The sequence below is a fragment of the Natronosporangium hydrolyticum genome, from assembly GCF_016925615.1.
Taxonomy (GTDB): domain Bacteria; phylum Actinomycetota; class Actinomycetes; order Mycobacteriales; family Micromonosporaceae; genus Natronosporangium; species Natronosporangium hydrolyticum.
The window spans coordinates 2,237,567-2,264,019 of record NZ_CP070499.1; the positions used below are offsets into that span (position 1 = coordinate 2,237,567).

The 26,453-nt window shown below is 70.3% G+C and carries 25 protein-coding genes; 15 read left to right on the forward strand and 10 right to left on the reverse strand.

Annotated features, from left to right (window positions below; genetic code table 11):
* Window positions 1-79: 79 nt before the first annotated feature.
* The 3 genes from JQS43_RS09950 (at window position 80) to JQS43_RS09960 (ending at window position 2,821) form a co-directional block, all read left to right on the forward strand.
* Window positions 80-658: a TetR/AcrR family transcriptional regulator gene (locus tag JQS43_RS09950; RefSeq protein WP_239678777.1), complete on the forward strand. Its 579-nt coding sequence runs from the start codon at window positions 80-82 to the stop codon at window positions 656-658.
* A 119-nt stretch (window positions 659-777) separates the two neighbouring features.
* A complete protein-coding gene (locus JQS43_RS09955; RefSeq protein WP_239678778.1) occupies window positions 778-2,154 on the forward strand; it encodes an MFS transporter in 1,377 nt (458 codons plus the stop codon).
* 82 nt (window positions 2,155-2,236) lie between these two features.
* Complete coding sequence (locus JQS43_RS09960; protein WP_239678779.1) at window positions 2,237-2,821, forward strand: hypothetical protein; 585 nt, start codon at window positions 2,237-2,239, stop codon at window positions 2,819-2,821.
* A 41-nt stretch (window positions 2,822-2,862) separates the two neighbouring features.
* Here JQS43_RS09960 and JQS43_RS09965 read toward each other — a convergent pair whose 3' ends face one another.
* The gene (locus JQS43_RS09965; RefSeq protein ID WP_239678780.1) at window positions 2,863-3,798 is read right to left on the reverse strand and encodes a sodium:calcium antiporter; all 936 of its coding nucleotides are present in this window, start codon (window positions 3,796-3,798) and stop codon (window positions 2,863-2,865) included.
* Between the two features lie 247 nt (window positions 3,799-4,045).
* On the opposite strand from JQS43_RS09965, the gene JQS43_RS09970 reads away from it, so the two are divergent.
* A complete protein-coding gene (locus JQS43_RS09970; RefSeq protein ID WP_239678781.1) occupies window positions 4,046-6,493 on the forward strand; it encodes a glycoside hydrolase family 94 protein in 2,448 nt (815 codons plus the stop codon).
* Window positions 6,494-6,579: 86 nt separating this feature from the next.
* Here JQS43_RS09970 and JQS43_RS09975 read toward each other — a convergent pair whose 3' ends face one another.
* Both JQS43_RS09975 and JQS43_RS09980 read right to left on the reverse strand, forming a co-directional pair.
* Window positions 6,580-7,215, reverse strand: a complete 636-nt coding sequence (locus JQS43_RS09975; RefSeq protein WP_239678782.1) for an SRPBCC family protein — start codon at window positions 7,213-7,215, stop codon at window positions 6,580-6,582.
* A complete protein-coding gene (locus JQS43_RS09980) occupies window positions 7,212-7,607 on the reverse strand; it encodes an ArsR/SmtB family transcription factor (protein WP_239678783.1) in 396 nt (131 codons plus the stop codon). The genes JQS43_RS09975 and JQS43_RS09980 overlap by 4 nt, the downstream gene beginning before the upstream one ends.
* Before the next feature lie 184 nt (window positions 7,608-7,791).
* Between JQS43_RS09980 and thrS the strand changes: the two genes are divergently transcribed.
* Both thrS and JQS43_RS09990 read left to right on the forward strand, forming a co-directional pair.
* Window positions 7,792-9,135, forward strand: coding sequence for a threonine--tRNA ligase (gene thrS, locus JQS43_RS09985; RefSeq protein ID WP_420847673.1), 1,344 nt, complete (start codon window positions 7,792-7,794; stop codon window positions 9,133-9,135).
* A 69-nt stretch (window positions 9,136-9,204) separates the two neighbouring features.
* On the forward strand, window positions 9,205-10,461 hold the full coding sequence (locus JQS43_RS09990; protein ID WP_239678785.1) for a CehA/McbA family metallohydrolase: 1,257 nt from the start codon (window positions 9,205-9,207) through the stop codon (window positions 10,459-10,461).
* Window positions 10,462-10,676: 215 nt separating this feature from the next.
* On the opposite strand, the gene fdhA is transcribed toward JQS43_RS09990, so the two are convergent.
* The 3 genes from fdhA to JQS43_RS10005 all read right to left on the reverse strand — a co-directional run bounded on the left by fdhA (window position 10,677) and on the right by JQS43_RS10005 (window position 14,339).
* A complete protein-coding gene (fdhA, locus tag JQS43_RS09995) occupies window positions 10,677-11,894 on the reverse strand; it encodes a formaldehyde dehydrogenase, glutathione-independent (protein ID WP_239678786.1) in 1,218 nt (405 codons plus the stop codon).
* A 427-nt stretch (window positions 11,895-12,321) separates the two neighbouring features.
* A complete protein-coding gene (locus tag JQS43_RS10000) occupies window positions 12,322-14,004 on the reverse strand; it encodes a sodium:solute symporter family protein (RefSeq protein ID WP_239678787.1) in 1,683 nt (560 codons plus the stop codon).
* A complete protein-coding gene (locus JQS43_RS10005; RefSeq protein ID WP_239678788.1) occupies window positions 14,001-14,339 on the reverse strand; it encodes a DUF4212 domain-containing protein in 339 nt (112 codons plus the stop codon). Before JQS43_RS10005 ends, JQS43_RS10000 begins: the two co-directional genes overlap by 4 nt.
* A 263-nt stretch (window positions 14,340-14,602) precedes the next feature.
* On the opposite strand from JQS43_RS10005, the gene JQS43_RS10010 reads away from it, so the two are divergent.
* The 5 genes from JQS43_RS10010 (at window position 14,603) to JQS43_RS10030 (ending at window position 19,301) form a co-directional block, all read left to right on the forward strand.
* Complete coding sequence (locus JQS43_RS10010; protein WP_239678789.1) at window positions 14,603-15,019, forward strand: hypothetical protein; 417 nt, start codon at window positions 14,603-14,605, stop codon at window positions 15,017-15,019.
* A gap of 105 nt (window positions 15,020-15,124) precedes the next feature.
* Window positions 15,125-15,448, forward strand: a complete 324-nt coding sequence (locus JQS43_RS10015; protein ID WP_239678790.1) for a hypothetical protein — start codon at window positions 15,125-15,127, stop codon at window positions 15,446-15,448.
* Window positions 15,445-17,157, forward strand: a complete 1,713-nt coding sequence (locus tag JQS43_RS10020) for a sodium/solute symporter (RefSeq protein ID WP_239678791.1) — start codon at window positions 15,445-15,447, stop codon at window positions 17,155-17,157. Before JQS43_RS10015 ends, JQS43_RS10020 begins: the two co-directional genes overlap by 4 nt.
* On the forward strand, window positions 17,144-18,508 hold the full coding sequence (locus JQS43_RS10025) for a histidine kinase (RefSeq protein ID WP_239678792.1): 1,365 nt from the start codon (window positions 17,144-17,146) through the stop codon (window positions 18,506-18,508). Before JQS43_RS10020 ends, JQS43_RS10025 begins: the two co-directional genes overlap by 14 nt.
* Before the next feature lie 4 nt (window positions 18,509-18,512).
* On the forward strand, window positions 18,513-19,301 hold the full coding sequence (locus tag JQS43_RS10030; RefSeq protein WP_239678793.1) for a LytR/AlgR family response regulator transcription factor: 789 nt from the start codon (window positions 18,513-18,515) through the stop codon (window positions 19,299-19,301).
* A 22-nt stretch (window positions 19,302-19,323) separates the two neighbouring features.
* Here the strand turns inward: JQS43_RS10030 and JQS43_RS10035 are convergent, their stop codons facing one another.
* From JQS43_RS10035 to JQS43_RS10045, 3 genes are read right to left on the reverse strand one after another with little or no spacing between them, the layout of a single operon-like run.
* Window positions 19,324-19,635 carry a DUF6510 family protein gene (locus JQS43_RS10035; protein WP_239678794.1) on the reverse strand — a complete coding sequence of 104 codons (312 nt, stop codon included), beginning with the start codon at window positions 19,633-19,635 and terminating at the stop codon, window positions 19,324-19,326.
* Window positions 19,636-19,639: 4 nt separating this feature from the next.
* Window positions 19,640-20,437 carry a ferredoxin reductase gene (locus JQS43_RS10040; RefSeq protein WP_239678795.1) on the reverse strand — a complete coding sequence of 266 codons (798 nt, stop codon included), beginning with the start codon at window positions 20,435-20,437 and terminating at the stop codon, window positions 19,640-19,642.
* Entirely contained in the window at window positions 20,407-20,997 is a 591-nt protein-coding gene (locus tag JQS43_RS10045; protein ID WP_239679381.1) for a molybdopterin-dependent oxidoreductase, read from the reverse strand. Before JQS43_RS10045 ends, JQS43_RS10040 begins: the two co-directional genes overlap by 31 nt.
* Before the next feature lie 106 nt (window positions 20,998-21,103).
* On the opposite strand from JQS43_RS10045, the gene JQS43_RS10050 reads away from it, so the two are divergent.
* Window positions 21,104-22,258 (forward strand): geranylgeranyl reductase family protein, encoded by a 1,155-nt coding sequence (locus tag JQS43_RS10050; RefSeq protein ID WP_239678796.1) that lies wholly within the window; start codon window positions 21,104-21,106, stop codon window positions 22,256-22,258.
* A 63-nt stretch (window positions 22,259-22,321) separates the two neighbouring features.
* Here JQS43_RS10050 and JQS43_RS10055 read toward each other — a convergent pair whose 3' ends face one another.
* The gene (locus tag JQS43_RS10055; RefSeq protein WP_239678797.1) at window positions 22,322-23,098 is read right to left on the reverse strand and encodes a hypothetical protein; all 777 of its coding nucleotides are present in this window, start codon (window positions 23,096-23,098) and stop codon (window positions 22,322-22,324) included.
* 236 nt (window positions 23,099-23,334) lie between these two features.
* Here JQS43_RS10055 and JQS43_RS10060 point away from each other — a divergent pair, with 236 nt between their 5' ends.
* The 3 genes from JQS43_RS10060 to JQS43_RS10070 all read left to right on the forward strand — a co-directional run bounded on the left by JQS43_RS10060 (window position 23,335) and on the right by JQS43_RS10070 (window position 26,303).
* Window positions 23,335-23,943, forward strand: coding sequence for a hypothetical protein (locus tag JQS43_RS10060; protein WP_239678798.1), 609 nt, complete (start codon window positions 23,335-23,337; stop codon window positions 23,941-23,943).
* Between the two features lie 16 nt (window positions 23,944-23,959).
* Complete coding sequence (locus JQS43_RS10065) at window positions 23,960-24,715, forward strand: hypothetical protein (RefSeq protein WP_239678799.1); 756 nt, start codon at window positions 23,960-23,962, stop codon at window positions 24,713-24,715.
* A 286-nt stretch (window positions 24,716-25,001) separates the two neighbouring features.
* The gene (locus JQS43_RS10070; protein WP_239678800.1) at window positions 25,002-26,303 is read left to right on the forward strand and encodes a coiled-coil domain-containing protein; all 1,302 of its coding nucleotides are present in this window, start codon (window positions 25,002-25,004) and stop codon (window positions 26,301-26,303) included.
* Window positions 26,304-26,453 lie beyond the last annotated feature (150 nt).

The window sequence follows — 26,453 nt, forward strand, 5'->3', positions numbered from 1 at the left end:
CTCCTCCAAAGTTGTTATCAACTGATAACTAGTACAATAGCGAGCGCCGGACGAGGTTGCCAACACCAGGGAGACAACCATGGCCAGAGGTCGGATGACCGCGGCAGAGCGGGGCGATCAACTCGTCGCCGCGGCGGTCACCGCCTTCGCCGCCGGTGGGTACGCCGGGACCAGCACCGACGACGTGGCCCGGCGCGCCGGTGTGTCGCAGGCCTATGTGGTGCGGCTCTTCGGCTCCAAACAGCGGCTCTTCCTCGCCACCCTGCGGCACGCCGCCGACCGGATCGAGCAGCGGTTCCGGGCGGCCGCCGCCGACGAGCCCACACTGGCGCGACTGGGGGTCGCCTACGCGGACCTGCTCGCCGAACGGGATCTGTTGGCGGTCGTGCTGCACGGCAGCGCGGCCTCGGCCGACCCGGAGGTCGGTGCGGTGATGCGAGCCGAGTTCGGCCGGATCGCTATGGCGATCCGGGAGCTCACCGCGGCGACCCCGGATCAGGTGCGGGAGTTCCTCGCCGACGGGATGCTGCTGACCCTGCTCGGGTCGATGCGGGCGGTCGGCCCGGGCGCGGAACCGCCCCAGCCCTGGCTGGTCGAGCTGCTCGCGACCTTCCCGGAGTATCTTCGCGACCCTAGCGCTGGCGATTCCCGGCGGTAAGCTGCTGGCCCCCCACGGTTTGCCGGTCGGCGGCATAATGCCGACGTAGATCATCGGGCGGGACGGCCGGGACACCCCCCGGGCAGCGTCGGCGCCCTGAGCTGAGGTGAGGGGCGCCGATGGCGATCATGGAAGGCACGGCGGGGCCGTCGCAACCGCCGAGCAGCCGCCGCGAACGTGCCGGCTGGATCTGCTACGACTGGGCGAATCAGGCCTTCATCACCACCGTCGTCACGGTCTTCCTCGGCCCGTACCTCACCGCCATCGCCGACCAGGCGGCCCGTTGCCCGGTGGGCGAACCCGACTGCACTGGCCGGATCTCGATCGGGTTCCTGGAGATCCTGCCCGGGCAACTCTTCCCCTACCTGATCTCGGCCTCGGCCATCCTCACCATCGTGGTGCTGCCGCTGGTCGGCGCGATCGCCGACCGGTCACCGTACAAACGGGAGCTGCTGGCGTTCTTCGCCTACCTCGGCGCCGGCGCCACCATGGGCATGTTCTTCCTGGTGGACGACCGGTGGTTGCTGGGGGCGGTGCTGTTCCTGATCGCCAACGTCGCGTTCGGTGCCAGCATCGTGGTCTACAACTCGTACCTGCCGCAGTTGGCCGGGCCGGACGAGCGGGACCAGCTCTCCAGCACCGGCTGGGCGGTGGCGTACATCGGCGGCGGGATCCTGCTGGCGGTCAACCTCGCGGCGCTGCTGATGCGGGACCAGTTCGGGCTCAGCGAGGCCGACGTGGTCCGCTACAACATCGTCTCGGCCGGCATCTGGTGGGCGGCGTTCACCACCGTGCCGATGGTGACGCTGCGCAACCGGCCGCCGCTGGCAGGGCCCCCACAGCGGTTCCTGCTCACCGACGGGTTCGTGCAGCTGTGGCATACGCTCAAAGGGCTGCGCAAGTACCCGCTGACGCTGCTGTTCCTGGTCGCCTACCTGATCTACAGCGACGGCGTCTCCGCGGTGATCGCGCTGAGCGCCACCTACGGCAGCGCCGAGCTGCGGCTCTCCGCCGACCACCTGGTGATGACGATCCTGGTGGTGCAGTTCGTCGCGTTCTTCGGAGCGTTGGCGATGGGGCGGATCGCCGCCCGGGTAGGGGCGCGCAAGACCGTCCTCGGTGGACTCGTCGGGTGGAGCCTGATCGTCTCGGCCGCCTACTTCCTGCCGCCCGGCCAGCTGCCGCCGTTCTTGGCGTTGGGGGTGGCGATCGGGCTGGTGCTCGGCGGCACCCAGGCGCTGAGCCGGTCGCTGTTCAGCCAGCTGATCCCGAAGGGCAAGGAGGGCGAGTACTTCGGGATCTACGAGATCACCGACAAGGCGACCAGCTGGTTGGCGCCGTTGCTGTTCGGGTTGGCGCTGGGCGCGACCGAAAGCTACCGGGTCGCCATCCTGTCGGTGATCGCCTTCTTCGTGGTGGGCTTCGTGCTGCTGTTGCTGGTCCCGATGCGCCGGGCGATCATCGCGGCCGGCAACACCCCGCCCCGGGTGCTCTGAATCCCGGGCCGGCGGCGATCGTTTGCTCCGCCGTAGCCGGGGTACGGGTGACCGGGACGGGTCGCAACGGGGGGAGTCGGTCATGCACAGGACAGACAGCCACGCGGTGGCGCAGGCGACGCACGATCTCGGCAGCGCGTTGTGGTTCGGCGGGTCGGTGATGGGCGCGGTCGGCGTCAACAGTTCGGGGGATGAGTTGCCCCGCAGCATCGACCGAATTCGGGTGGCGAACTCGGCCTGGGGTCGGTTCGCGCCGATCGAGTGGCTGGGGATCGGGGCGGCGGTCGTCTCCGGGCTGCAACTGACCCGGGTCGGCACCCGGCGGATCGCGCTGCAGAAGGGGTTCGGCGAGGCCACCGCGGCCAAGGCGGTGACCATGGTGCTGGGGATCGCCACCACCGCGTACGCCGGATACTGCGGGATGAAGATCGCGGAGATCGCCGAGCAGGCCAGCCAGGAGGGTCGGTTGCTGGAGGTGCAGGACGCCGCGACGCCGACCGGTGGTACGCCGACGGAGCTCGCCCGGTGGCAGCGGCGGCTTCGGGTGGCGCAGTCGCTGGTGCCGGTGTTGGCCGGGGCGAACATCGCGTTCGGGGCTTACCTGTCCCAGTCGTTCCGGCCGGTCGCCACCGCCCGGGGTGTGATGCGGCGGATCCAGCGGCACTAGCCCGTAGCCGGTGCCGGAGTCTGCAACCGGGTGCCGGCCGGTCAGGCCAGCAACGGCAGGCAGGCGAGGTAGACCAGGAGCAGCAGGACCGCGTCGCGCCGGGACGCGCGATAGTTCAGCCAGAGCAGCAGCCAGGCGAGGGCGGAGATCCCGACCATCACCACCAGCAGCGCCGGCAGGAGCCGGAAGTCGGGGTCGCCGCCGGCGGCGAGCGCGACCACGGCGCCGCCGGCGACGCTGTTGAACAGGTTGCTGCCCAGCAGGTTGCCGACGACCAGGTCGGGTTCGCCCCGCCGCTGCGCCTGGATCGCGGTGACGAGTTCGGGTAGCGAGGTGCCGATCGCCACCAGGGTGAAGCCGATCACCTCGGGGGAGACGCCGAGCCGGCCGGCGAGGTCGCTGGCGCTGAGTACGAGCAGCTGGGCGCCGCCGACGGTGCCGGCGAGGCCGAAGACGATGCGTACCGACTCCCGGACGGGCCGGATCGGGCGGGTGGTCAGCGCGGTCACCGAGGCCGGCACCGGGTCGCCGGTGCGGCGGGCAGCTAACACCAGGACGGCGATCGCGACCAGGGTGGTTACCGCGAGCAGGATACCGGCGCCGAGGCCGAGCCCCCACCAGGCCGCCGCCGCCAGTAGCGCCACCGCGACGACCGACATCGGTGCTTCGCGCCGTGCGGTGGCCGACGAGATCGCGATCGGGGCGATCAGCGCGGCGACGCCGAGGATCAGCGTGACGTTGACGATGTTGGACCCGACCAGGCTGGCCAGGGCCAGCGACACCTCGTCGCGGGCGGCGGCCAGGCCGGCGACGACCAGCTCCGGGGCGCTGGTGCCGAGGCCGATGATCACGACACCGACGACGATTGGGCTGATCCGCAGCCGGGTGGCGGCTCGGCTCGCGCCGATCACGAGCTGATCTGCCGCGATCGCCAGCAACGCCAGCCCGGCGGCGGCGAGGAGCAACAACAGCAGCACCAACCCAGCCCCCGAGTGTGCAAGCGGCCCGCCCGCTCCGGCTGGCCAGGCTTCGACCAGCGCATATCGTACGCCACCGCGGGGCGCCCCGGTTACCGACAGCGGTCGGGCAGGTGACAGAAACCGGAGCGACCAAGAGTTGACACATACCTGGCCGGCGCGGCAAGCTCCATGGGAGCGCTCCCGAATATGTAAACCCGCCGCGTCCGGTCGGCTGGTCCGGACTTATAGAGAAAAAGGTGTCGTAGTGCGCTACGGGTACTTTGACGATGAGGAGCGGGAGTATGTCATCACCCGCCCGGACACGCCGCTGCCGTGGATCAACTATCTCGGCACCGAGGCTTACTTCGGCATCGTCTCCAACACCGCCGGTGGCTTCTCGTTTTATCGGGACGCGCGGCTGCGTAGGTTGACCCGTTACCGGTACAACAACGCCCCCTTCGACCTCGGTGGGCGCTACCTGTATCTGCGAGACAACGACACCGGTGACTACTGGTCACCGTCCTGGCAACCGACGCAGTCCGAGCTGGACGCGTACGAGTGCCGGCACGGGCTCTCATACACCCAGATCAATTCCCGTCGGGCGGGGGTCGAGGCGCGCACCCTCTACTTCGTTCCGGTCGGTGAGACGCTGGAGGTGTGGCGGCTGCAGGTCACCAACCATCGGGACACCCCGGTGGACCTGTCGGTCTTCTCCTCGGTGGAGTTCTGCCTGTGGGAGGCCCAGGACGACGCCACCAACTTCCAGCGCAACTTCTCCACCGGGCAGGTGGAGGTGGTCGACGGCGTCATCTACCACAAGACCGAGTACCGGGAGCGCCGGGACCACTTCGCCTACTTCGCCTGTTCCGAGCCGCTGGCCGGCTTCGACACCCAGCGGGAGGCGTTCCTCGGCCCGTACCGTGGTTTCGATCGTCCGGCGGTGGTGGCGAGTGGTCGCTCCACCGATTCGATCGCCCATGGGTGGGCGCCGCACGGCAGCCACCAGGTGCATGCTCCGCTAGCCCCCGGAGAGACCCGGGAGATCGTCTTCCTGCTCGGCTACTGGGAGAACCCGCGCGACGCCAAGTTCGACCCACCCGGTTCGCAGACGATCAACAAGGCGCTGGTGCGCCCGGTCATCGACCGCTGGCTCCGGCCGGAGACGGTGGCCGAGGGGTTCGCGAGCCTGCGCGAGCAGTGGGGGTCGTTGCTCGGGGGCATCCAGGTCGACACGCCGGACCGGGACACCGACCGGATGGTCAATATCTGGAACGCCTACCAGTGCCTGGTGACCTTCAATATGAGCCGGTCCACGTCGTTCTACGAGTCGGGGATCGGCCGGGGGATGGGGTTCCGGGACTCCAACCAGGACCTGCTGGGCTTTGTGCACATGATCCCGGAGCGGGCCCGCGAGCGGATCCTGGACATCGCCGCCACCCAGCTGCCCACCGGTGGGGCGTATCACCAGTATCAGCCGCTCACCAAGCGGGGCAACAACGACATCGGGTCCGGCTTCAACGACGACCCGCTCTGGTTGATCGTCGGCACCGGGGCGTACCTTCGAGAGACCGGCGACAGTTCGATCCTTGACGAACAGGTGCCCTATGACAACCTGCCGGGCACCGAGACGCCGCTCTACGAGCATCTCCAGCGTTCGCTGAAGTACACACTCGACCGGCTGGGCCCACACAGCCTGCCGCTGATCGGCCGGGCAGACTGGAACGACTGCCTGAACCTCAACTGTTTCTCGGAGACTCCGGGCGAGCCGTTCCAGACCACCGAGAACCGCGACGGCGGGGCGGCGGAGTCGGTCTTCATCGCGGGCCTGTTCGTGCTCGCAGCCAAGGAGCTGGCTAACATCGCCGATTACCGTGGGCTCGGCGAGGAGGCGGCCAGCTACCGGACGAACGCCGAGAAGATGTCCGGCACCATCATGGAGCATGGCTGGGACGGGTCCTGGTTCCGGCGGGCGTACGATTTCTTCGGCGCCCCGATCGGCTCGGGGGAGAACGAAGAGGGGCAGATCTTCATCGAACCGCAGGGCATGTGTGTGCTGGGCGGGGTGGGGTTGGAGGACGGCACCGCGGTGCGGGCGCTTAACAGCGTGCGGGAGCGGCTCGCCACCGAACACGGCATCGTGCTGCAGCAACCGCCGTATAGCAGCTACCGGGTCGAGTTGGGGGAGATCTCCTCCTACCCGCCCGGCTACAAGGAGAACGCCGGCATCTTCTGCCACACCAACCCCTGGTTGATGATCGCCGAGGCGATGGCCGGCCGGGGCGACGAGGCTTACCACTACTACCGGCTGATCAACCCGTCGGCGCGGGAGACCATCAGCGAGATCCACCGCTGCGAACCGTACGTCTACGCCCAGATGATCGCCGGCCGGGACGCCCCGACCTTCGGGGAGGCGAAGAACTCCTGGCTGACCGGGACCGCGGCGTGGAACTTCGTGGCGATCAGCCAGTGGATCCTCGGGCTGCGGCCGGGCTTCGACGGGCTACTGGTGGACCCGGTGCTGCCCTCGGCGTGGGAAGGGTTCACCGCCACCCGGCGGTTCCGGGGGGCCACTTACGAGATCACCGTCCGGAAGCCGGCCGGCGTGACCGGCCGGGTTGAGCAACTGCTGGTGGACGGCGCACCGGTGGCCGGCAACCAGGTGCCGCTGGCGCCGGCCGGTGCCACCGTCCGGGTCGAAGCCCAGATCGGCTGACCCGCAACGGCTCAGTTCGCAGTACCCACCCCGTCGAGCCGGCGCCCGCGATCCGGGCGCCGGCTCGACCATTGCGGGCTCGGAGATCAGGCGGGTGCCGCGCCGGTGTAGAACGCGGTGCAGCGTTCGGCGCTGGCCCGGGCGGCGGCTTCGTCGGCGCCGGCGGCGAGATGCGCGTCGAGCCAGCGTTGACTGCTGATCGTCACGAACTCGAGCCCTTCCTGGCTGGTGGGCCAGGTCGCCGCCGCGGCCGGGTCGACCCCGGCGCCGCTGTCGAGGTGGCGCGCCAGCCCGATCAGCGCCAACTCCCAGCCGATGCCGGTGGCGCCGGGGCCGAACTCGACCCAGTGCTCGTCCGGGAGCATGATGTGGGTCAGCTCCAGCCGGGTCCGCTCGTCGGACTCTGGGTGCAGCCGTAGCTCCACCCAGCTGACCGCGCCGCCGTACTCCCAGGTTGCGGTGACGCTGTGCGGCGGGTCGCAAGTTTCGATGGTGCCGCCGGCGTTGCCTTCGAACTGGTAGCTGCCGCCGGGCCGGAGCTCGCCGGAGACCGGCAGGAACCATCGGGGCAGGCGTTCCGGGTTGGTGCAGGCGTCCCAGACATCGTCGATGCTGGCCCGGTAGGTCTCGCTGATCGTGACGGTCTTGGCCGCACCGGCCTCGATGCTCCGGTCGCCGATCCGTCGCTCGACCGCGTTGAGCTGCTCGCGAATGTCGATCATGGGTTCTCCTCGTGATTGTCGTTGCTTGCCGGGTTGGGCTTGCTGTCGGGGTTGTCGTCGCTGGCGCGGCGGCGTTCTCGTTGGCCGCGGGCCAGTTCGGTGGCGAGCGCGGTCAGTGGCGGGGTCCAGAACCGACGGAACCTCTCCAGCCACTCGTCGATGTCCCGCAGGCCGTCCGGTTCGACCGCGTAGAGCCGCCGGGTGCCGGCGGGGCGGACAGTGGCGAAGCCGGACTCGCGCAACACCCGGAGGTGCTGGGACACCGCGGGTTGGCTGATCCCGAACTCCTCCTGGATCACCGCGCAGACCGCGCCGGAGCTGAGCTCACCATCGGCGAGCAGCTCCAGGATGCGGCGTCGGACCGGATCGCCGAGGACATCGAACGCGTGCACGATGGCTACTCTAGAAGCCTATGCTTATATAAGGCAAGTCTGTAACAGAGAAGGCGGCCGGGTGGTTCTGCTATCGTCGTTACCGTGAAGCGCGCTGCTGTGACGACGACGCCGGAGACTGTCCCGGCGCGCTAACCGTTATCTGACGACCGAAGCCCCGGGGCGAGTGCCCCGGGGCTTCGGCGTGTGGTCACTCGTCCCACCAGAGCACGAGGAGACCACCATGCCTGACCACCACAAGCTCGGCCGGGAGCTGGGCCTGTTCGGCACCGACCCGCTGATCGGCGCCGGCCTGCCCTACTGGCTGCCCGACGGGGCGCTGCTCCGGCACACCCTGGAGGAGTACATCAGGGGGTTGGAGCGGCGCGCCGGCTACCAGCACGTCTACTCACCGGTGCTGGGTAAGCGGGAGTTGTACGAGATCTCCGGCCATTGGCGCCACTACCAGCAGGACATGTTCCCGCCGATGCGGCTCGGGGACGAAGAGGTGGTGCTACGCCCCAGCCTGTGCCCGCACCACGCGGTAATCTTCCGATCCCGCGGCCACAGCTACCGGGAGCTGCCGGTGCGGCTCGCCGAACTCGGCGGCATGTACCGTTCGGAGCTCTCGGGCGTGCTGGGCGGGTTGACCAGGGTTCGCGCGATCCAGCTCAACGATGCCCACATCTTCTGCGCGCTGGACCAGGTCGGCGAGGAGGTGACCGCCGCGCTGGTGATGATCCAACGGGTGTACCAGGACCTGGGCATCGAGCCGGCCAGCTACCGGCTATCGCTGCCGGCCAGCGGTAACCCCGCGGGCGGTAAGTACGTCGCGGCGCCGGAGATGTGGCACCGGGCGGCGGCGTTCTTGACCGACGTGCTCGACGCCGCCGGCCTCGACTACGCCGCCTCCGACGGTGAGGCGGCGTTCTACGGCCCGAAGATCGACGTGCAGGTCGCTGACCACGCCGGCCGCGAGACCACCCTCTCCACCATTCAGGTCGACCTATACCAGCCGGCCCAGTTCGGGCTGGCGTACACCGGCCCGGACGGGGCCCGACACCAGCCGGTGATGGTGCACCGCAGCGTGCTCGGCAGCATCGAGCGGGCCGTCGCGTACCTGATCGAACGGCACGGCGGGGCGTTCCCGCCGTGGTTGGCGCCGACCCAGCTGCTGGTGTTGCCGATCGCGCAGCCGGACCAGGACGCGGCCGCCCAGCTGGCCGCCCTCGCCGATGATGCCGGCCTACGGGTACGCGTGGCCGGCCCGGACCGGGGAAGCCTGGCCGCCCGGGTGCGCGCCGACCGGCTGGTGCCCTACCAGGCGGTGATCGGGGAGGCCGAGCGCGCCGCCGACGCGGTCGCGCTGCGGCTGCGCGATGGCCGGCGGCTCGCGCCACAGCCGGTGGGCGAAGCGCTCGGCCGGATCAAACACCTGATCGAGCAACGCGGCGTCGGATTGTGGGAAAAGCCCATCCTGGCCGAGTCGATCCCGGCTGAGTCGATCCTGGCTGAGTTCGGCGGTGCTCAGCGCGGTGGCCATGGCTAACAGCCGAAGTTCGGGGCCCGGTCAACTCAACGCCGTACGCCGTTCCCCGCGGTCGCGTTAACTGACCACATGCGCGAAGCAGCAACCCATCCGGAGCACGTCCACGGGGAGCACGTCCACGGGGAGCACGTCCACGGGGTACATCGGCGCTCACTGCTCGTCGGCGCCGGCGGGCTGCTGATGCTCGCCGCAGCACCGGGCTCGGCGCACGCCGCCACCGTGCCGACGACCGAGGCCGGCGAGCCGATGTCGCAGGGCGCAGCCCGTGCCTCCCGGATCAGCGACGGCACCCAGCTCGTCCACGCCGACCTGCACAACCACACCGTGCTCTCGGATGGTGATGGCGCCCCGGAGGCCGCGTTCGTCTCGATGCGGGAGGCCGGGCTGGACGTGGCGGCGTTGACCGATCACACCACGATGTTCGGCATCGGTGGCCTGACCTCCGCCCAATGGCGGCTCACCGGCGACCTCGCCGACGCCGCCGACGACCCCGGCCAGTACACCGCGATCCGGGGCTTCGAGTGGTCCCATCCGTTGTTGGGGCACGTCAATGTCTGGTTCACTGATGACTTCGCCGATCTGTTGCGGGCCGGCAGCGTCGGCTCGCTCTACCGGTGGTTGACCTCCCGTAGCGGGTTGGCGAGCCTGAACCATCCGGGCCGGGAGGCCGGCCGGTTCGAGAACTTCCGGCTCGACCCCGCCGCGGTCGACCAGCTGGTGGGCCTGGAGATCTTCAACCGGCGGGAGGACTACCTGTTCCGGGGTTGGTCGAGCGGTCAGCGCTCACCGCTGGTGGCGTGCCTGAACGCCGGCTGGCGCACCGGTCTGACCGGGGTGACCGACGAACACGGCACCGACTGGGGTTTCCCGGAGGGCAAGGGGCGCAGCGGGCTGTGGGTGGTGGAGAACACCCGCGCGGCGGTGTACGAGGCGATGCGTGCCCGCCGCTTCTTCGCCACCCGGGTCTCCGGGCTGCGGGTGGACGCGACCGCTAACGGGGTGCGGATGGGCGGGAGCTTGCCGATCGCCCAGGGTGATGTCCAGTTCCGGCTCGACCTCGACCGCGGCCCCGACTGGGTGGGGTTGCCGCTGGTGGTGCAGGTGTTGAGGCCCGGCACTGACGCGCCCGCGGTCGTCGAGGTGGTGGAGCTGACGGCGGGGGAGATCCTGGAGTTCACGGTTCCGCTCGACCGGGCGGACGGGGATTGGGTGCTGCTGCGGGTGGCCGACCCGGCCGAGCCGAATGATACGCCCGGCCCGGCCGGCCACCCCTGCAACAACCGGGGCGTGGCCTATACCAGCCCGTGGTGGTTGGACCCGGCCTAGGATGCTGAGTCGACGTCGATCAGCCGGCGCACCGGGAGCTCCCGGTGCGTGGCGGTCGGGTTCGGCCGGTGGCCACCTCCCGGACAGCGATCTCCCGGGCGGGGCCCGCAACCACCAGAGCGGCAGGACGCCCCGTGCGGCCGTGGCTACACGGGGCGTCCTGGCTCAGCCGACTGTTACTGGTCAGACCCGGTGCTGGTCAGACCCGGTGCTGGTCAGACCGAGGCCAGCTCGCCGTGCGGGTCCAGTACGTACTTCTTTGCCGCGCCCTGGTCGAAGTCCCGGTACCCGTCCGGGGCGTCGGTGAGCGGTAGCACCGTGGCGTTCACCGCGTCGGCGATGTGTGCCCGGTCGTGCAAGATGCTCATCATGAGTTCGCGGTTGTACCTCATCACCGGGCATTGACCGGTGGTGAAGCTGTGGCTCTTGGCCCAGCCGAGCCCGAGCCGGACCTTCAGTGTCCCTTCCTGGGCGTCCGGGTCCACGCCGCCCGGGTCGCCGGTGACGTAGAGCCCGGGGATGCCCAGCGACCCGCCGGCCGCAGTGACCGTCATGATGTCGTTGAGCACCGTGGCGGGCGCCTCACCGGCGCCGCGGCCGTGGCCGCTGGCCTCGAACCCGACCGCGTCGACGGCGCAGTCGACCTCGGGCGTGCCGAGGATCTGGTCGATCTGTTCGGAGAGCGTGGCGTCCTCGCTGATGTTGACGGTTTCGCAGCCGAAGCTGCGGGCCTGGGCGAGCCGCTCTTCGTTGCGGTCGCCGACGATGACCACCGCGGCGCCGAGGATCTGCGCCGAGTGCGCAGCTGCGAGCCCTACCGGCCCGGCGCCGGCGACATACACTGTGGAGCCGGTGGTCGTGCCGGCGCTGTAGGCGCCGTGGTAGCCGGTCGGGAAGATGTCCGAGAGCATCGTCAGATCCCGGATCTTGGCCATGGCCTGGTCCTTGTCCGGGAACTTCAACAGGTTGAAGTCCGCGAAGGGCACCATCACATAGTCCGCCTGGCCGCCGAGCCAGCCGCCCATGTCCACATAGCCGTAGGCCGATCCGGCCCGGTCCGGGTTGACGTTCAGACAGATTCCAGTCTTCCGCTCCTTGCAGTTGCGGCACCGACCACAGGCGATGTTGAAGGGCACTGAACACAGGTCGCCGACCTCCAGGAACTGGACGTCGCTGCCCTTTTCGACGATCTCGCCGGTAATCTCGTGGCCGAGGGTCTGGCCCACCGGTGCGGTGGTCCGCCCCCGGACCATGTGCTGGTCCGATCCGCAGATATTGGTCGAGACCACCTTGAGGATGACCCCGTGATCAGCCTTGCGGGTCAGCCCCTTGGCCTGGGAGACCGCGCTCGGTACCTCCAGCTTCGGGTAGTCGATCGTGTCGACCGCTACCTGTCCGGGGCCTTTGTAGACGACAATCCGGTTTCCCGCCATGACGGTTCACCTCTCTCGGGTGCGGTGCGGGGGAGCCCTCCCGGTCGGATCGCAGGCGGTGACGCCGTCGCCGGCCGAGTGCGCTCGCTCGACTCTCTCCATCTGTTTACTCATTGCAATTCTATAATTACTTTCGGTGTACGGCGCGGGGAGTGATGATCCGCAAATAGTCCGAAACGGGGCAGTGGTCACCAAGTCGGCTAAAGCTCCGGGGCCGGCCGGTCATCTCCTGCCCCTGCGCCAGACTCTGCCCGTAAACAACTCCCGAAAAACGCTCCGGGCGACGCCGGCCGGTGTGGCTGACGTGGCGGCTGTGCTCACCATGTTTGGAAACGCAAGCGCAGTCGCCGGACACCGCGGGTGGGTGCGGTGCCCGGCGACTGCGGGTCGGTGTGAAACGTTGGCGTAGCGCCGTAATGATCGGCGATCAGCCCTGGCGGGCCTCCTCCCCGGCCGGGCGGCGGCGGGCCGCTGGGTAGCGCAGCTCCTCCACCAGCTCCGACAGGTGCGCCGGTGGTGGTGCCGTCAGCTTCGACACGACGATCGTGACCACGAAGTTGACCACCGCCCCGATCGTGCCGATCGCCTCCGGGCTGATGTCGAAGATGTGCGGATTCGCCGAGGTGCCGAAGACATCCAATGTGTAGACCATGTAGCTGATCGTGAACAGCAGTCCGGCGACCATGCCGGCGGCGGCCCCGGTGGCGTTACATCGCTTCCAGAAGATGCCGAGCACGATGATCGGGAAGAAGCTCGCCGCCGCTAGCCCGAACGCGAAGGCGACCACCTGCGCCACGAACGCCGGCGGGTTGATCCCGCCGATCACCGCGATCACCACCGCGAACGCCATCGCGATCCGCCCGGCGAGCAGCCGCTGCCGGTCGGTGGCGGCCTTCTTGACCCGCCGGAAGTAGAGGTCGTGGGAGACCGACGAGGAGATCACCAGCAGCAACCCGGCCGCGGTGGACATCGCCGCCGCCATGCCGCCGGCCGCCACCAATCCGACGATCGGCGCGGGTAGCCCGGCGATCTCCGGGCTGGCGAGCACCAAGATGTCGTTGTTGACGGTCAGGTCGGCCCCGGCGCCGGGGTCGTTGCTCACCGACTGCACCGTGTCGACGCCGTCGGCTACGCTGACCAGCCCGGTGGCTGCCCAGTTCTCGATCCAGGCGGGCAGGTCTTCGACCCCGACGCCCTGCACGTCACGCAGCAGGTTCAGCTTGGTGAAGGCGCCGACCGCGGGAGCCGTGGTGTAGAGCAGGGCGATGAAGAACAGCGCCCAGAAGGCCGAGTAGCGGGCCCCGCGTACTGTCTTGGTGGTGTAGAACCTGATGATGACGTGGGGCAACCCCGCGGTGCCTATCATCAGGGACATAGTGACCAGGAAGACGTCGATCTGAGGTCGGGCCGCGAAGGCTTCGGTATATTGATTCAGCCCCAACTCGACGCTGATCGCGTTGAGTTCGTTGAGTATCTGCCCGAAGGTCACCTGCGGGATCGGCAGGTTGGTCATCTGCTGCGCCACCGCGATCGCCGGGATCAGATAGGCGACGATCAGCACCGAATACTGCGCGACCTGGGTCCAGGTGATCCCCTTCATGCCACCGAGCACCGCGTAGATGAAGATGATCGCCGCGGCGACCATCACCCCACCGGCGATCTCCAGGTTGAGGAAGCGGCTGAAGACGATGCCGCCACCACGCATCTGACCGACCACATAGGTAAACGAGATCAGGATCGCGGCGACCGCGGCGATCGTCCGGACCAGTTCCGAGTACCGGTCACCGACGAACTCGGGCACCGTGAACTTGCCCCACTTACGCAGGTAAGGCGCGATCAGCAGGGCCAACAGTACGTAGCCGCCGGTCCAGCCCATCAGGTAGATGGAACCGTCCGAGCCGAGGAAGGCGATCAGCCCAGCCATCGAGATGAACGAGGCGGCCGACATCCAGTCGGCGGCGACCGCGGCGCCGTTGGCCACCGTAGGTACGCCCCGGCCGGCGACGTAGAAGCCCGCGGTCTCCTTCACCCGGCTGCGCCAGGCGATATAGATATAGACGCCGAACGAAAGTCCGATAAAGACGAACGTCCAGAGCTGGATGTCGCTCACAGCCGCTTCCCCTCCTCGTCGCGCTCGCTGACCCCGTACCGGTCGTCGAGCCGATCCATGAGTACGGCGTAGACCAGAATCAGCACCACGAAGGTGTAGATGGAGCCCTGCTGGGCGAACCAGAAGCCCAGCGGGAAGCCGGCGATCACGATCTCGTTCAGGGGTTCGACCAGCAGCACCCCGAACCCGAAGGAGACCACGAACCAGATGACGAGCAGGATCACCATCAACCGGAGGTTCCGCCGCCAGTAGCCCTGGCGCCAGCTGTTGTCCTCCGGCGGTGGCGGTTCGCCCTCGCCTTCGCGCTGCTCGTGCTCGCGCGTTACCTCACTCATCGCCGCGCTCCTCCTCCCGGGTTGTTACGTAGGTCACCCGTAGCCGCGTGATGTGCGAAGGGAACGCGACCCGGCGCCGGCGCGCAAGAGTGGATCGAGCCGGCGGCGGGTTCCGGGTCGCGAACGGTCCGGCCGGCGCGACCAGCGGTGATCACTGCCGGCCGGGAACCGTTCGGGCCCCGGGAGCCGCCGCCCACGGGCCCGTACCGACCGTTTGTGGATCACCAGTAGGTTGCCGGCAGGTTTCGATCTAGCATCCGGGCATGTCTGCTGTCACTGGCACCGAGGCCGCGCCGACCCGTCGGGGGATCCTGCACGCCGGCAGCCTCGGCATGCTGGTCGGTGGGCTGATCACCGTGATCGGGTCGCTGCTGCCCTGGGTGATGACCCCGTTCGGCTCGCTCTCCGGCACCGATGGCCCCGGGCTGTGGACGCTGAGCGCCGGATTCATCGCCATCGCGGGTGCGCTGCTCCCGTGGCGACGGGTGGTGATCGGGCACTGTTTCGTCGCCGGCGGCGGCGTCGCCCTGATCGTGGTGTGGCAGGTGGGACGGTTGCTGCAGCTGAGCGCCGCCACCGACAGCTGGGGGCAACTGCTGCCCGGCATGGGGCTGGTGATGGCCGCGGGCGGCGCGGTGATCCTGCTCCGCACCGGCACCCGGGTGCTCACCAAGACCTAGCGCGCTGCCCGGACCCAGCGCGCTGCCCGGACCTAACGCGCTGGCCTGGCCTTTCGTCCACCGCTGGACTTCCGCCGGGGGCCGGCCTTCCGTAGGGTGCTGCGCATGGCACGCGAGGTCGACGAGCACGACACGCCCGCAGAGGTGGACGCTGCCTTCCGGACCCAGCGGCGGGTCTCCGCCGCGTACTTCACACTCTTCCTGGTCGCGGTGACCGGGGTGCCGGCGCTGACGCTCGCCCTGGACTGGTGGTCGGCCGGCCGGCTGATCGGCGGCATGAGCCCCGGCTTCGTGATGGCCGCGTTCGGGCTCTACCTGTTCTTCTTCCTGATCGGGCTCGCCGCCGCCACCCTCGCCACCGCCGTCGAGGCCCGGATGCTCGGCGGGCCGGCTGAGGAGCCTGGGCCGCCCGGGGACGGTCCTCCGTGACCAGTCTCAGCGTCGCGGTCCTGGTCGTGGTGCTGGGGCTGGCCGGGGGAGTGGCGGTGGCGATCCGCCCCCGCCGGGTGTCGACCGTGGACTACTACCTGGCCGGCCGGCGGGTGGGGGTGGCGACCAACGCGTCGGCGATCTGCGGTGACTACTTCTCCGCCGCCTCTTTTCTGGGCGTCGCCGCCGCCGTCTACGTGTCCGGTCTGGACGGAGTCTGGTACGCGGTCGGGTTCGCGGCCGGGTTCGTGCCGGTACTGCTCTTCGTCGCCGCACCGCTGCGGCGGTTCGGCGAATTCTCCATCCCCGACTTCCTGGGCCGGCGGCTCGCCTCGGAACGGGTCCGGCTGGTGGCGGTCGGCGTCGTCCAGCTGATCATCCTGTCGTACCTGGTGCCGCAAGCGGTCGGCAGCGGGATCACCTGGCAGCTGCTGGTCGGGCAGGGCATCGCCGGTCTCTCCCCGTACGCCACCGGGGTGCTGATCTCCACCGCGGCGATCGCCGGCCTGGTCGCCATGGGCGGCATGCGCGGCACCACCTGGACCCAGGCGGTGCAGTTCCTGCTGCTGCTCGCGGCGGTGTGCTGGCTGGCGGCGGCGGTGCTCGGCTCCGGGTTCAGCTACGGCGGCGCGGTGGCGGACCTGTCGGCCGAGCCGCTGGCCAATCCGGTCGCCGAGGAGGCCGACCAGTGGCGGCTCGCCCCGGAGGCGAACCAGCTCGACGAGGCGGAGACCGCCCACTTCGGCGAGCCCGGGGCGCGCTACGGCCGGCTCGGCCAGTTCGCGCTGATCATCACCCTGGTGATGGGCACCGCCGGCCTGCCGCACGTGATGAACCGGTACTTCACCAGCCCCACCGGGACCGCCGCCCGGATGACCACGGTGTGGGTGCTCGGGCTGGCCGGCCTCTTCTACGCCCTCGCGGTGATGCTCGGCACCGCCGCCCGGTCGATGATCCCGGGGGCGATCGACGATCACCCGTGGCTGGCGGAGCTGACCGTCGACGGGGTGCTGCGGGTCCCCGAGCATGCCCTGCCGGTGCTGGGTCGGCTCTACGGCGGCACCGCCGGGCTGGGGGTGGTCGCCGCCGGGGCACTGGTCGCGGTGATGTCGACCATCGCCGGGCTGTTGCTCGCCGCCGCCGCGTCCTGGGGTCACGACGTCTACGAGCGGCACCTCAACCCGCGCGCCTCGCAGCGGCAGGCGGTGTGGGCCGGGCGCGGCACCGTGATCGTGGTGGCGTGCGCGACCGCCGGCCTGGCGCTGGCGCTGCGCCCGGAGTCGTTGAGCGCGCTGCTGCCCTCGATCGTGGCGACCATGGTGACCTGGGCGTTCGCCCTAGCAGGCTCGGCGCTGACGCCGGTGTTCATCCTGACCATCTGGTGGCGCGGCACCACCGCCGCCGGCGCCGTCGCCGGCATGCTCACCGGCGGCACCGCCGCGGTCAGCATGTTCGTCGCCGGCACGCTCACCGGCGACCGGGGGTTGGGCGAGATGCTGATGACCCCGACGCTGGTCGCCGCGCCGGTGGCCGCCCTGGTCACGATCATCGTCTCGCGCCGCGGTCAGCCGCCGGCCGACACCGAGGCGATGTGGCTGACCATGCACGGCACCGCCGCCGACCGGCAGGCCGAACGGCTGGCCCGGTTGACGGTGCAGCGGCCGGCCCGCCGACCGCGGCGGCGAGGAACCACCGATGCCCAGCGGTAGCCGGGTGCTCGCCGGGGTGCTGATCCTCGCCTGGGCGGTGGTCTACCTGGTCACCCAGGTGCTGGTGACGCCTTCGCTGGGGGTCGGCACCACGCTGCTCGCCGGGGTGCTGCTGACCACCGTGCTGACGCTCGGCTATCCGTCGGCGCTACGCGGCCCGCGGGCTGCCCGGACGCTGAGCCGGCAGCCGGGCGCTGACGGCTCCGGCTCTGGCTCCGGACGCACCATCGCCGCCGCCGGCCGGTCGATGCCGCTGCGCTCCGGGCTCACCCCGGACGCCGCCCGCCGCACCGCGCAGCTGCTGCGGCCATTACTGGGCGGCGACGCGGTGGCGATCACCGACCGGGAACGGGTGCTGGCCTTCGTCGGCCCCGGCGCCGATCACCATCACGACGCCGACGAGCCACGCTCCGGGCCCGGAGCCCGCGCGATCGCCCGGGCCCGGACGGTGGTGGTGCGGGGACGCGGCTCGCTCGGCTGCCCCGAGCCGCAGTGTCCGCTGCACTCGGCGGTGGTAGCGCCGCTGGCGATCGGCGCCCGGGTAGTCGGCACCCTGCAGGTCTACCGCGTCCACGAGGACCCACCCCCGCGGGACCTGGTCGGCGGGCTCGCCGGCATCCTCTCGCTACACCTGGAGCTGGCCGAGGCAGACCGGGAACGCAACCTCGCCGCCGACGCCAAACTGGACGCGTTGCGGGCCCAGATCAACCCGCACTTCCTGTTCAACGTTCTCAACACCATCGCCTCCAAGGCCCGCACCGATCCGGAACAGGCGCGGCAACTGCTGCTGCGGCTGTCGGACTTCTTCCGGTACGCGGTCCGGCAGGACGGCCACTTCGCCGAGTTCGCCCAGGAGTACTTCTTCGTCCGTACCTATCTGTCGTTGGAGCAGGCCCGCTACGGCGACCGGTTGCGGGTCCGCTACGACATCGACCCGCAGGTGCTCACCGCCCACGTACCGGTGCTGACCATCCAGCCGCTGGTGGAGAACGCGGTGAAACACGGGCTCGCCGACAAGGTGGCCGGCGGCACGGTCCGGCTAAAGGCACGGGTCGATCCGCTGACCCGGACCACCTCGATCGAGGTCGCCGACGACGGTGTCGGCATCCCCGCCGACATCCTCGCCCGGATCACCAGCGGCGAGTTCGGCGAGTCGCGGGCCGGCCCTCGCCCACCCGGTGGCCTCGAAGCTGGTGTCGACGGTGCCGCCGGAGCTGCCGCCGAGGGCGGCGTGGGGTTGCGCAACATTTCGCAGCGGCTGGAGACCCTCTTCAAGGAGCGGTACGCCCTTCAGGTCAACTCTACGGTCGGAAAGGGGACCGTGGTGGAGCTGCGGATCCCGCTACGCTGACCCCATGCGCGCCCGCGCCCTGATCGTCGACGACGAAGCCCCGGCCCGCGCCGAGCTGCGTTACCTGCTGGAAGAGTTCACCCACGTGCAGGTGGTCGGCGAGGCGACAAATGGTGAGGAGGCGTTGGAGCTGATCCGCTCCCTCGCCTACGACCTGGTGCTGCTCGACATCCGGATGCCGGGTGGCAGCGGGCTGGAGGTTGCGTCGGCGCTGCGGCGGCTGCCGAACCCGCCCCGGGTCATCTTCACCACCGCGTACCCGGACCACGCGGTCGCCGCCTTCGACCTGGAGGCGGCCGACTACCTGGTCAAACCGTTCGACGCCGACCGGCTCGGCCGAGCCCTGGACCGGGCGCTGACCGCCTCGGCGGAGGAGCCCAAGCCGGCCCCGCGCGGCTCGCCACCGGCCGGAGCCCTCGCCGAACCTCCCACCCAGGACCCGACGCCGCCGCGGGTCGAACCGCTGAGCCGGATCCCGGTGCAGCGCGACGGCCGGACGGTGCTGGTCGACCCGGCGGCGATCGTCTACGCCAGCGCGGTGCGCGGGTACGCGTACCTGAAGCTCGCCGAGGAACGGGTGCTGGTGACCTTCTCCCTCAACGAGCTGGAGCGCCGGCTGCGCGGCCACTTTTTCCGGACCCACCGCTCCTACCTGGTCAACCTCGACCATGTCCGGGAGCTGGTGCCCGACTTCAAGGGTTCGCTGGCGCTGGTCATGAACGACCGGCAGCGCAGCCGGGTGTCGGTCTCCCGGCGGCAGGCCCGGCAGTTGCGCCGCCGGCTCGGTGTCTGACCGGGAGACTGTGCCACCCTGCTTACTCGGTCCGCGGTAGCCGCAGGAACACCATCCCGCGTAGGTCCAGCCAGGTGCCGCGGGGGGTGCGGACCAGGCGCAGCACCACCTCGTCGCAGCTGGGGCAGCGGGCCACCAGCCCCGGGGCCCGGTGGTAGAGGCGCAGTGACGCGACCGGCCCGACCAGGCCACAGGTGACACACTCGCCGGAGGCGCTGGTGACATCGACAGTGAAGATCTCACTCAGCGGCCCGGCGAGGGCGTTGCCATCCTGGTAATCCTGGTAGCGCTGGTAGTCCTGGTAGTCGGTGGTGCTCACAGGTTGCCGATCCATGGCGTCAACCTCCGGTGGGGCCGAAACGTTCCGTCCGGATCTGCTCCGGTGCATGGCCGAGCTGCACCAGCGCGTCGGCGGCGGCCTCGACGAACCCGGTCGGGCCGCACACGAAGCAGCGCGGCCCCGTCACCGGTGACCAGTCCGCGGCGGCCAGATCCGCCGGTGTGAGCCGGCCGACCGGTCGCTCGCTCCCGGCCGGCGCCGCCCGGGTGTAGACATACGACAGCGAGATCCCGCCCCATTCGGCGGCGAACCCGGCCAGCTCGCCCGTGTAGTAGGCGGCTGCGGGGGAGCGCGTCGAATACACCAGCCGGAAGCGGGCGGAGTTCCCGGCGGCGTGCCGGTGCCGGATCATCGACATCAACGGCACGATCCCGGAACCGCCGGCGACGAGCAGCACCGGTGCCACCTCCTGCGGCCGCCACACGAACCAACCCCCCACCGGGCCCCGGATCTCCAGCGGATCCCCCACCCGGAACTGGTCGGTCAGGTACGGCGAGACCTCCCCACCCGGTACCCGTTCGATGGTCAGCTCCACCTGGTCGGCGGTGGGCGCCCCGGCTACCGAGTAGCTCCGTTGGGCCTGGTAGCCGTCGGCGGCGGTCAACCGCAGGTCCACGTGCTGGCCCGCGACATGGCCGGGCCAGCCCGGCACTGCCAGCGTCAACGTCCGGGCGGTGGCGGTCTCGTCCCGGTACGAGGCCAGCCGGGCCACCCGCCAGGGCAGCCGGCGACCGGTCGGCCGCCGGCCGGTCAGTCGCTGGCCGGTCAATCGCCCTGGTACCGCTGTTCGCGCCATGGGTCTCCGTAGTTGTGGTAGCCGGCGGTCTCCCAGAAGCCAGGTTCGTCGGCGAAGCCGAGCGTCAACCCGTGGATCCACTTGGCCGACTTCCACAGGTACAGGTGGGGCACGAGCAACCGGGCCGGACCACCGTGCTCCGGCGCCAACTCCTCGCCCTCGTACCGGTAAGCGATCCAGGCCTGCCCGTCGAGCAGATCAGCCAGCGGCAGGTTCGTGGTGTAGCCGCCGTACGCGTCGGCCAGCGCAAAGTCGGCGGCGGTGTCGACCTCCGCGAGCAACACATCCAGCGACACCCCCTGCCACCCGGTGCCGAGCTTCGACCATTTGGTGACACAGTGCAGGTCGACGGTGGGCCGCTCGGACGGCAAGGCCAGCAGCTCCGGCCACGACCAGCGCCGCACCTGGCCGGACTCGGTGGTGATCCGGAACTCCCACTCGGCGGGCGGGATCCGGGGCGTCGGGCCGGCCGAGAGCACCGGGAAGTCCTCGGTCAGATACTGGCCCGGCGGCAACCGCCGGTCGTCGACCCGGTCGCGGCCGGAGAAGCCCGGCGACACAATGCCCACTGGTCAGCCCCCCTCTGCGCCAGCGCTTCCCTCATTGTCGCGTATCGGCGGCCCGGTTTCCGGGCGATGACCGGGGTAGTTCGGCGATCCTGGAAACATGTTCGACGTGGCGGTGGTCGGTGCCGGCCCGGCCGGCTGCGCCGCCGCGCTCGCCGCGACCGGGCGCGGCGCCCGGGTGCTGCTGCTGGACCGGGCCGCCTTCCCGCGGGACAAACCGTGCGGCGACGGCATCGCCCCGCACGCGCTGGCGGTGCTCGACCGGCTCGGCGCCGGCGGGGTCGTGGACGGCTACCCGCCGGTGGCGCGCCTGCGGGTGACCGGGCCCGGCGGCGACGAGGTCGACCGAGCGCTGCCGGAGGTCGCGCACACAGTGCCGCGTACCGTCTTCGACCATCGACTGGTACGCGTCGCGGTCGCCGCCGGCGCGGTGCTGCGCCGGCATCCCGTCCACCGGATCGAAGAGCACCCCGACCATGTGACGGTGGACGGGCTCGCCGCCCGGGTGCTGATCGGCGCCGATGGTGCCTCGTCCACCGTGCGGCGGTACCTGGGCCACCGGCCCAACCCACCCGGGCACCTGGCGTTGGCGCTTCGTGGCTACGCCCCGATGCCGCCGGAAGACCCGAGCCTGCCGGAAAACTTGTCGGCAGGCCCGCCCGCACAGCGCATCGTGATGACCGGGCAGGGCTGGCCCGCGTACGCGTGGAGTTTCCCGATCGGCGACGGCCGGCGCAACGTCGGCTACGGCGAGGTGCTGCAAGGGGCGCCGACCACCGGGCGGTATCTGCGTGACCGGCTGGCAGCGCTGCTGCCCGACCTGGCCGGTCTCGACGTCACCGCACTGCGCGCCCACCATCTGCCGCTGTCTACCCGGCGGCCGACCCCCGGCCGGGGCCGGGTGCTGCTCGCCGGCGATGCACTGTCACTGATCAACCCCTTCACCGGCGAAGGGATCTACTACGCCGTCCGCTCCGGGGAGCTGGCCGGCGCCGAGGCGGCGGCGGGCGACGCCGGGGCAGGTGAGCGGTACACCCGGGCGCTCGCGGCGGCGTTGGGGCGACACCTGCGCCACACCCGGGCCGCAGCCTGGTTGGGTGGCCACCGGTGGCTGGTCGACGCCGGGGTGCGCGCGGCGCGGCGCCGGGAACCGGCCTTCGAGGCACTGGTCGCGCTCGGGCTGGGCGATGGCCTACTCACCCCCGGGCTGCTGGGCTCCCTGTTCGCCGAGGCGCTGCGTCCCCGACTCCGCTGAACCGGCACCGCCGCCGCCCCCGTCGCCTGCCGCCCCCGTCGCCTGCCGCCCTGCCGCAGCTGGTCAGCCCCCTGGGCCAGGCCCCGGTGGTGGCGGCTGCCCGGGTGGCGGCTGCCCGGGTGGCGGCTGCCCGGGTAGCGGCGGCTGCCCCGGTGGTGGTGCCGGTGCGGGTCCCGGCGGGGGTGGGTAGGAGCCGTACGGGCCCGGCTGTTGCGGCACCGGGTACGGGTAAGGGTAGGGGTAACCGGCCGGGGCGGCCCGGCGGAAGTAGACGTTGGACTTCGGCAGCGCGAGCAGCACCATCACCAGGATCAACGCGACGATCGTGAAGAGCCCCAACAGGAAGCTGTAGAACTGATACACCGCCGGGTACCCTTCGGGCACCCGCTGTTCGAATGAGGCGCTGCCGCTGGTGCCGCCGCTGTGGGCGTTGAGGTAACCGAGCCCGCTGGGGGCGGCGAATCCGCCCGCCGCCAATGCCCCGAATCCGCACAGCAGCGTGAGGCCACCGAACACCCAGCTGAGGATCCGGCCGATGTTACTGCCGCGGCGCAGGATGAACGCCACCACCAGCAGCGTCGCGCCGATGACCACGGTGACCAGGGCAAGGATCACCACCATCACGATGGCGAAGGTCTCCAGCCCGCTGGTCACCCGACCCGACACTCCAGACTCGAGGATCGCGTCCTCGAGCTGGCCCCGGTACGACCCGAGGCCGACGAGGAGGCCCACCGCGTCGAGTAGGTAACCCACCCCAACGATCAACAGCAGCACGAAGGATGCCGTCACCGTGGTCGGGCGCCGCCGTTGGCTGCTCGGCGGCGCGTAATCCTGCCCCATAGCGTGCCCACCTCGTCCGGTCGCCCACCTTTGGTAGCGACGGTAACAGCAGCCCGCCACTCTGCTCACCCGCCGAAGCCTCGCGCCAGGCGTGCCCGCCGAAGCCTCGCGCCAGGCGTGGCGATCGCCCACCGGCCGCCAGTGGTGGCGGCATGACTACCAAAGGTAGTTGTCGAAGTCTTGTTTCCCCGCCATCGCTGCGGGGAAGGCTGTGGACCGGACAGAAGGGATCCACCATGTCAACCATCGAGATCGTTGTGGTCGTGGCGGTGGCGCTGCTCATCGTGGCCGCGCTCGCCGGAGGCGCGTTGTGGTGGCGGAGCCGCTCCTTGCGCGACCGGTTCGGGCCGGAGTACGACCGGCTGGCCGCCGAGCGGGACAGCCGCTTCGCCGCCGAGAAGGAGCTGCGGGAACGCGAGCGCCGCCACGCCAAGCTGGAGCTGCGGGAACTCGACGAACCCACTCGCCAGCGGTACGCCACGGCATGGCGGGAGGTCCAGGCGGAGTTCGTCGACACCCCCGACACCGCTATCAACGACGCTGAGTCGCTGGTGGTGCAGCTGATCGCGGAGAAGGGTTACCCCACCGACGATCGGACCGAACAACTCGACCAGGTTTCGGTCGACCATGCCCGCACCCTCGGGTACTACCGGGACGCGAATGCGATCTACCGGAAGCATCAGCAGGGTGAGGCGAACACCGAAGACCTACGGCAGGCCCTGGTGCACTACCGGGTGCTCTTTGAGGACCTACTCGGGGAGGCGCCGACGCAGCGCCCCACGCCTGACCACAACGGCCAGCAGCCTGACCCCAACAATCAGCAGACTGCCAGTACCAGCGGATGACCAGGGAGAAGACGTCATGACCTACGCTGCCTCGTCGGCCGATCAGGAGTCGTCGCCGTACCCGAACGGTTCGGGTAAGCCGGATGACTCCGGGTCGGTGCCGCCACCTCCGGCGGCGTTACCCGGCGCCTCGGAACCGCCCGCCGCTCCGGCGCCGGTCCACAGCACCGACCCCGCTACCCAGGGCGGTGACAATTACGCTGCCCAGGACGGTGACAATCTGGTCGGTGATGGTCTGGGCGCTGATGGTCTGGGCGCTGACGGTCCGGGCGGTGACAGTCCGGGCGGTGATCCGGGAGGCTCGTACGGTGGGGACACCGACGCCGGGACCTTCGCGGGAGAACCCGCCGGTGAGGTCTACCGTAGCCAGGCCGCCGCCGACCCGCCGGCCGCAACGTACCCGACGCCCATTGCGGACGGGGCCGCCCCCGCCCCCGAGCCCGTTGCCGCCGACCGATCGGAGCTGAGCACATCCGGCGTCGACGGGGGTACGGCCGGCGCCGCTGCCCCGGGGCTGTGGGGCGACGGTGCCGCCGACCGGTACCGCGACCGGTTCCGGGAGATCCAGATCCGGTTCGTGGACGAGCCGGGCGGCGCCACCGGAGAGGCCCGCGACCTGGTCTCCGAGCTGTTCCAGGAGCTTTGGGAGACGCTGTCGGCCCGTAAGGCTGAGGTCGACCGGTGGGCGGACGGGGACGGCGAAGACACCGAGGAGTTGCGCAATGCCGTCCGCAGCTACCGCGACCTGGTTGATGACCTGCTCGCTCGTTGATCCACATCGTTGGCATCCCCGACGCGCCGTCGCCTATGCGGCGGCGCGTCAGCCGTCGTTCGGTGAGTTCGGTGAACCAATGGGCGCGTCAGCCATCATGAGCTGAGCCGTTCGGCGCCGCTGACGGCTCGAGCGGACAGCCGCGGGGTGGCATGATGGCGCGAACGAGCCTGGCGGTAGCGTGCGAGTGCGCAGGCTGGTGGTGTCTGCCGACCTTCCGTCATCGTCACGCCCCCGGCGGGAGCGCCACCGCCGGCCTCCGCCCGCGATGTAGGGAGGATGCGGAATGTCTCACCTGGATGAGCTGTTCACGTCAGGCAGCGACGACGCTGCCGCACGACCCCACTTCGAACTCGCGCTGCGCGGGTACGACAAACGACAAGTAGACCACTACATTGCCCAGGCAGACAGCCGGTCTGCGAGCCTGGTCGCCGAGCGCGACCGTGCCTACCGGCAGCTGCGGGACCTGTCCGCGCGGCTGGAGCAGGCCCAATCCGAGATGGTGGAGCTCAAAGCGCGGCCGGCGCAGCTGGACCGGGCCACCTTCCGGGACCTCGGGCCCACGGTCGACCAAATTCTGGCCCTGGCGGAGAAGCAAGCTGCCGAGATCACTGACGCCGCCGCCGCCCACGCCGCCGAGCAGCAGGCCGCGGCCGACCGGGCGTTGCAGGAGGCACGGGAGCGTGCTGACCAACTGCACGCCGACAGCGAAGCCGCCTACCAGCGGGCTGAAGAGGAAGCCCAGCGGAGTAACGAGCTCAGTTCCCAGCAGCTTGAAACCGCTCGTGCCGAGGCGGATGAGATGCTGGAAGCTGCCCGGTCGCAGGCGAACCAGGAGATCGAGTCGGCCCGGCAACAGACCCAACACGAGGTGCAGTCCCGGCAGGAGGTGCTGTCGCAGCTGCATGGTGAGCTTGACGCGGCCGAACATCACCTCCACCAGACCCGGCAGCAGGGCACCGCGGCTGAGCAGGAGGTCAGCCAGCTACAGCAGCGACTCAGCCAGGTCACCCAGGAGCTCACCGAGGAACTTGACCGGTTGGAGCAGGCCCGGCAGGCGGCCGAGGCGGCTGAGCGGCACGCCACCGCGGTACGCGCGAGGGTGCACCGGGAGGCCGAGCGGGTCGCCCAGATGGCAGCGGCCGCCGTGATGGCGGCGGCCGAGCGGGGCGGCGAAACAGGCGAGTACCCGATGGTGGTGCCCTCGCAGCTCGTTGCGAAGGCGATGGCGGAAGAGGCCGAGGAATCGAGCGATCAACCCGGCTCACCGGCCCCGGCTAGCTCGTCTGCGATGTTCAGCCCATCGGCTCCGGTTAGCCCGTCTGCCCCGGTTAGCTCGTCGGAACCGGTCAGCCCGCCGTCGACGGGTTCTCCGATGTGGGGTTCCCCGACGTTGGGCTCCCCGACGGTCGAATCCCCATCGATGGATTCGTCGCCGGTCGAATCCCCGACGATGAGTTCACCGCTAGTGGGCTCGCCGACGGCGGGCACAGGGCCGTCGGCGGGGAAGAGTCCGACGAACGCGCCGGAGGATTCGCCCACCTCGGAGTTCAGCTACGAATCGAACGGCCACCCGAGCCACCACTGAGCCAGCCGAGCCACCACTGAGCCAGCCGGCCCAGCCCAGTTATCCCTGCGCCGGGCACAGCCGGGCCATGCACTGAGTCAGCCGGCCAGCCCAGTTACTTCTGGGCCCGGCGCTGGGCTGCGTGGGCTGGGCTGCGGGGGCTGGGCTGCG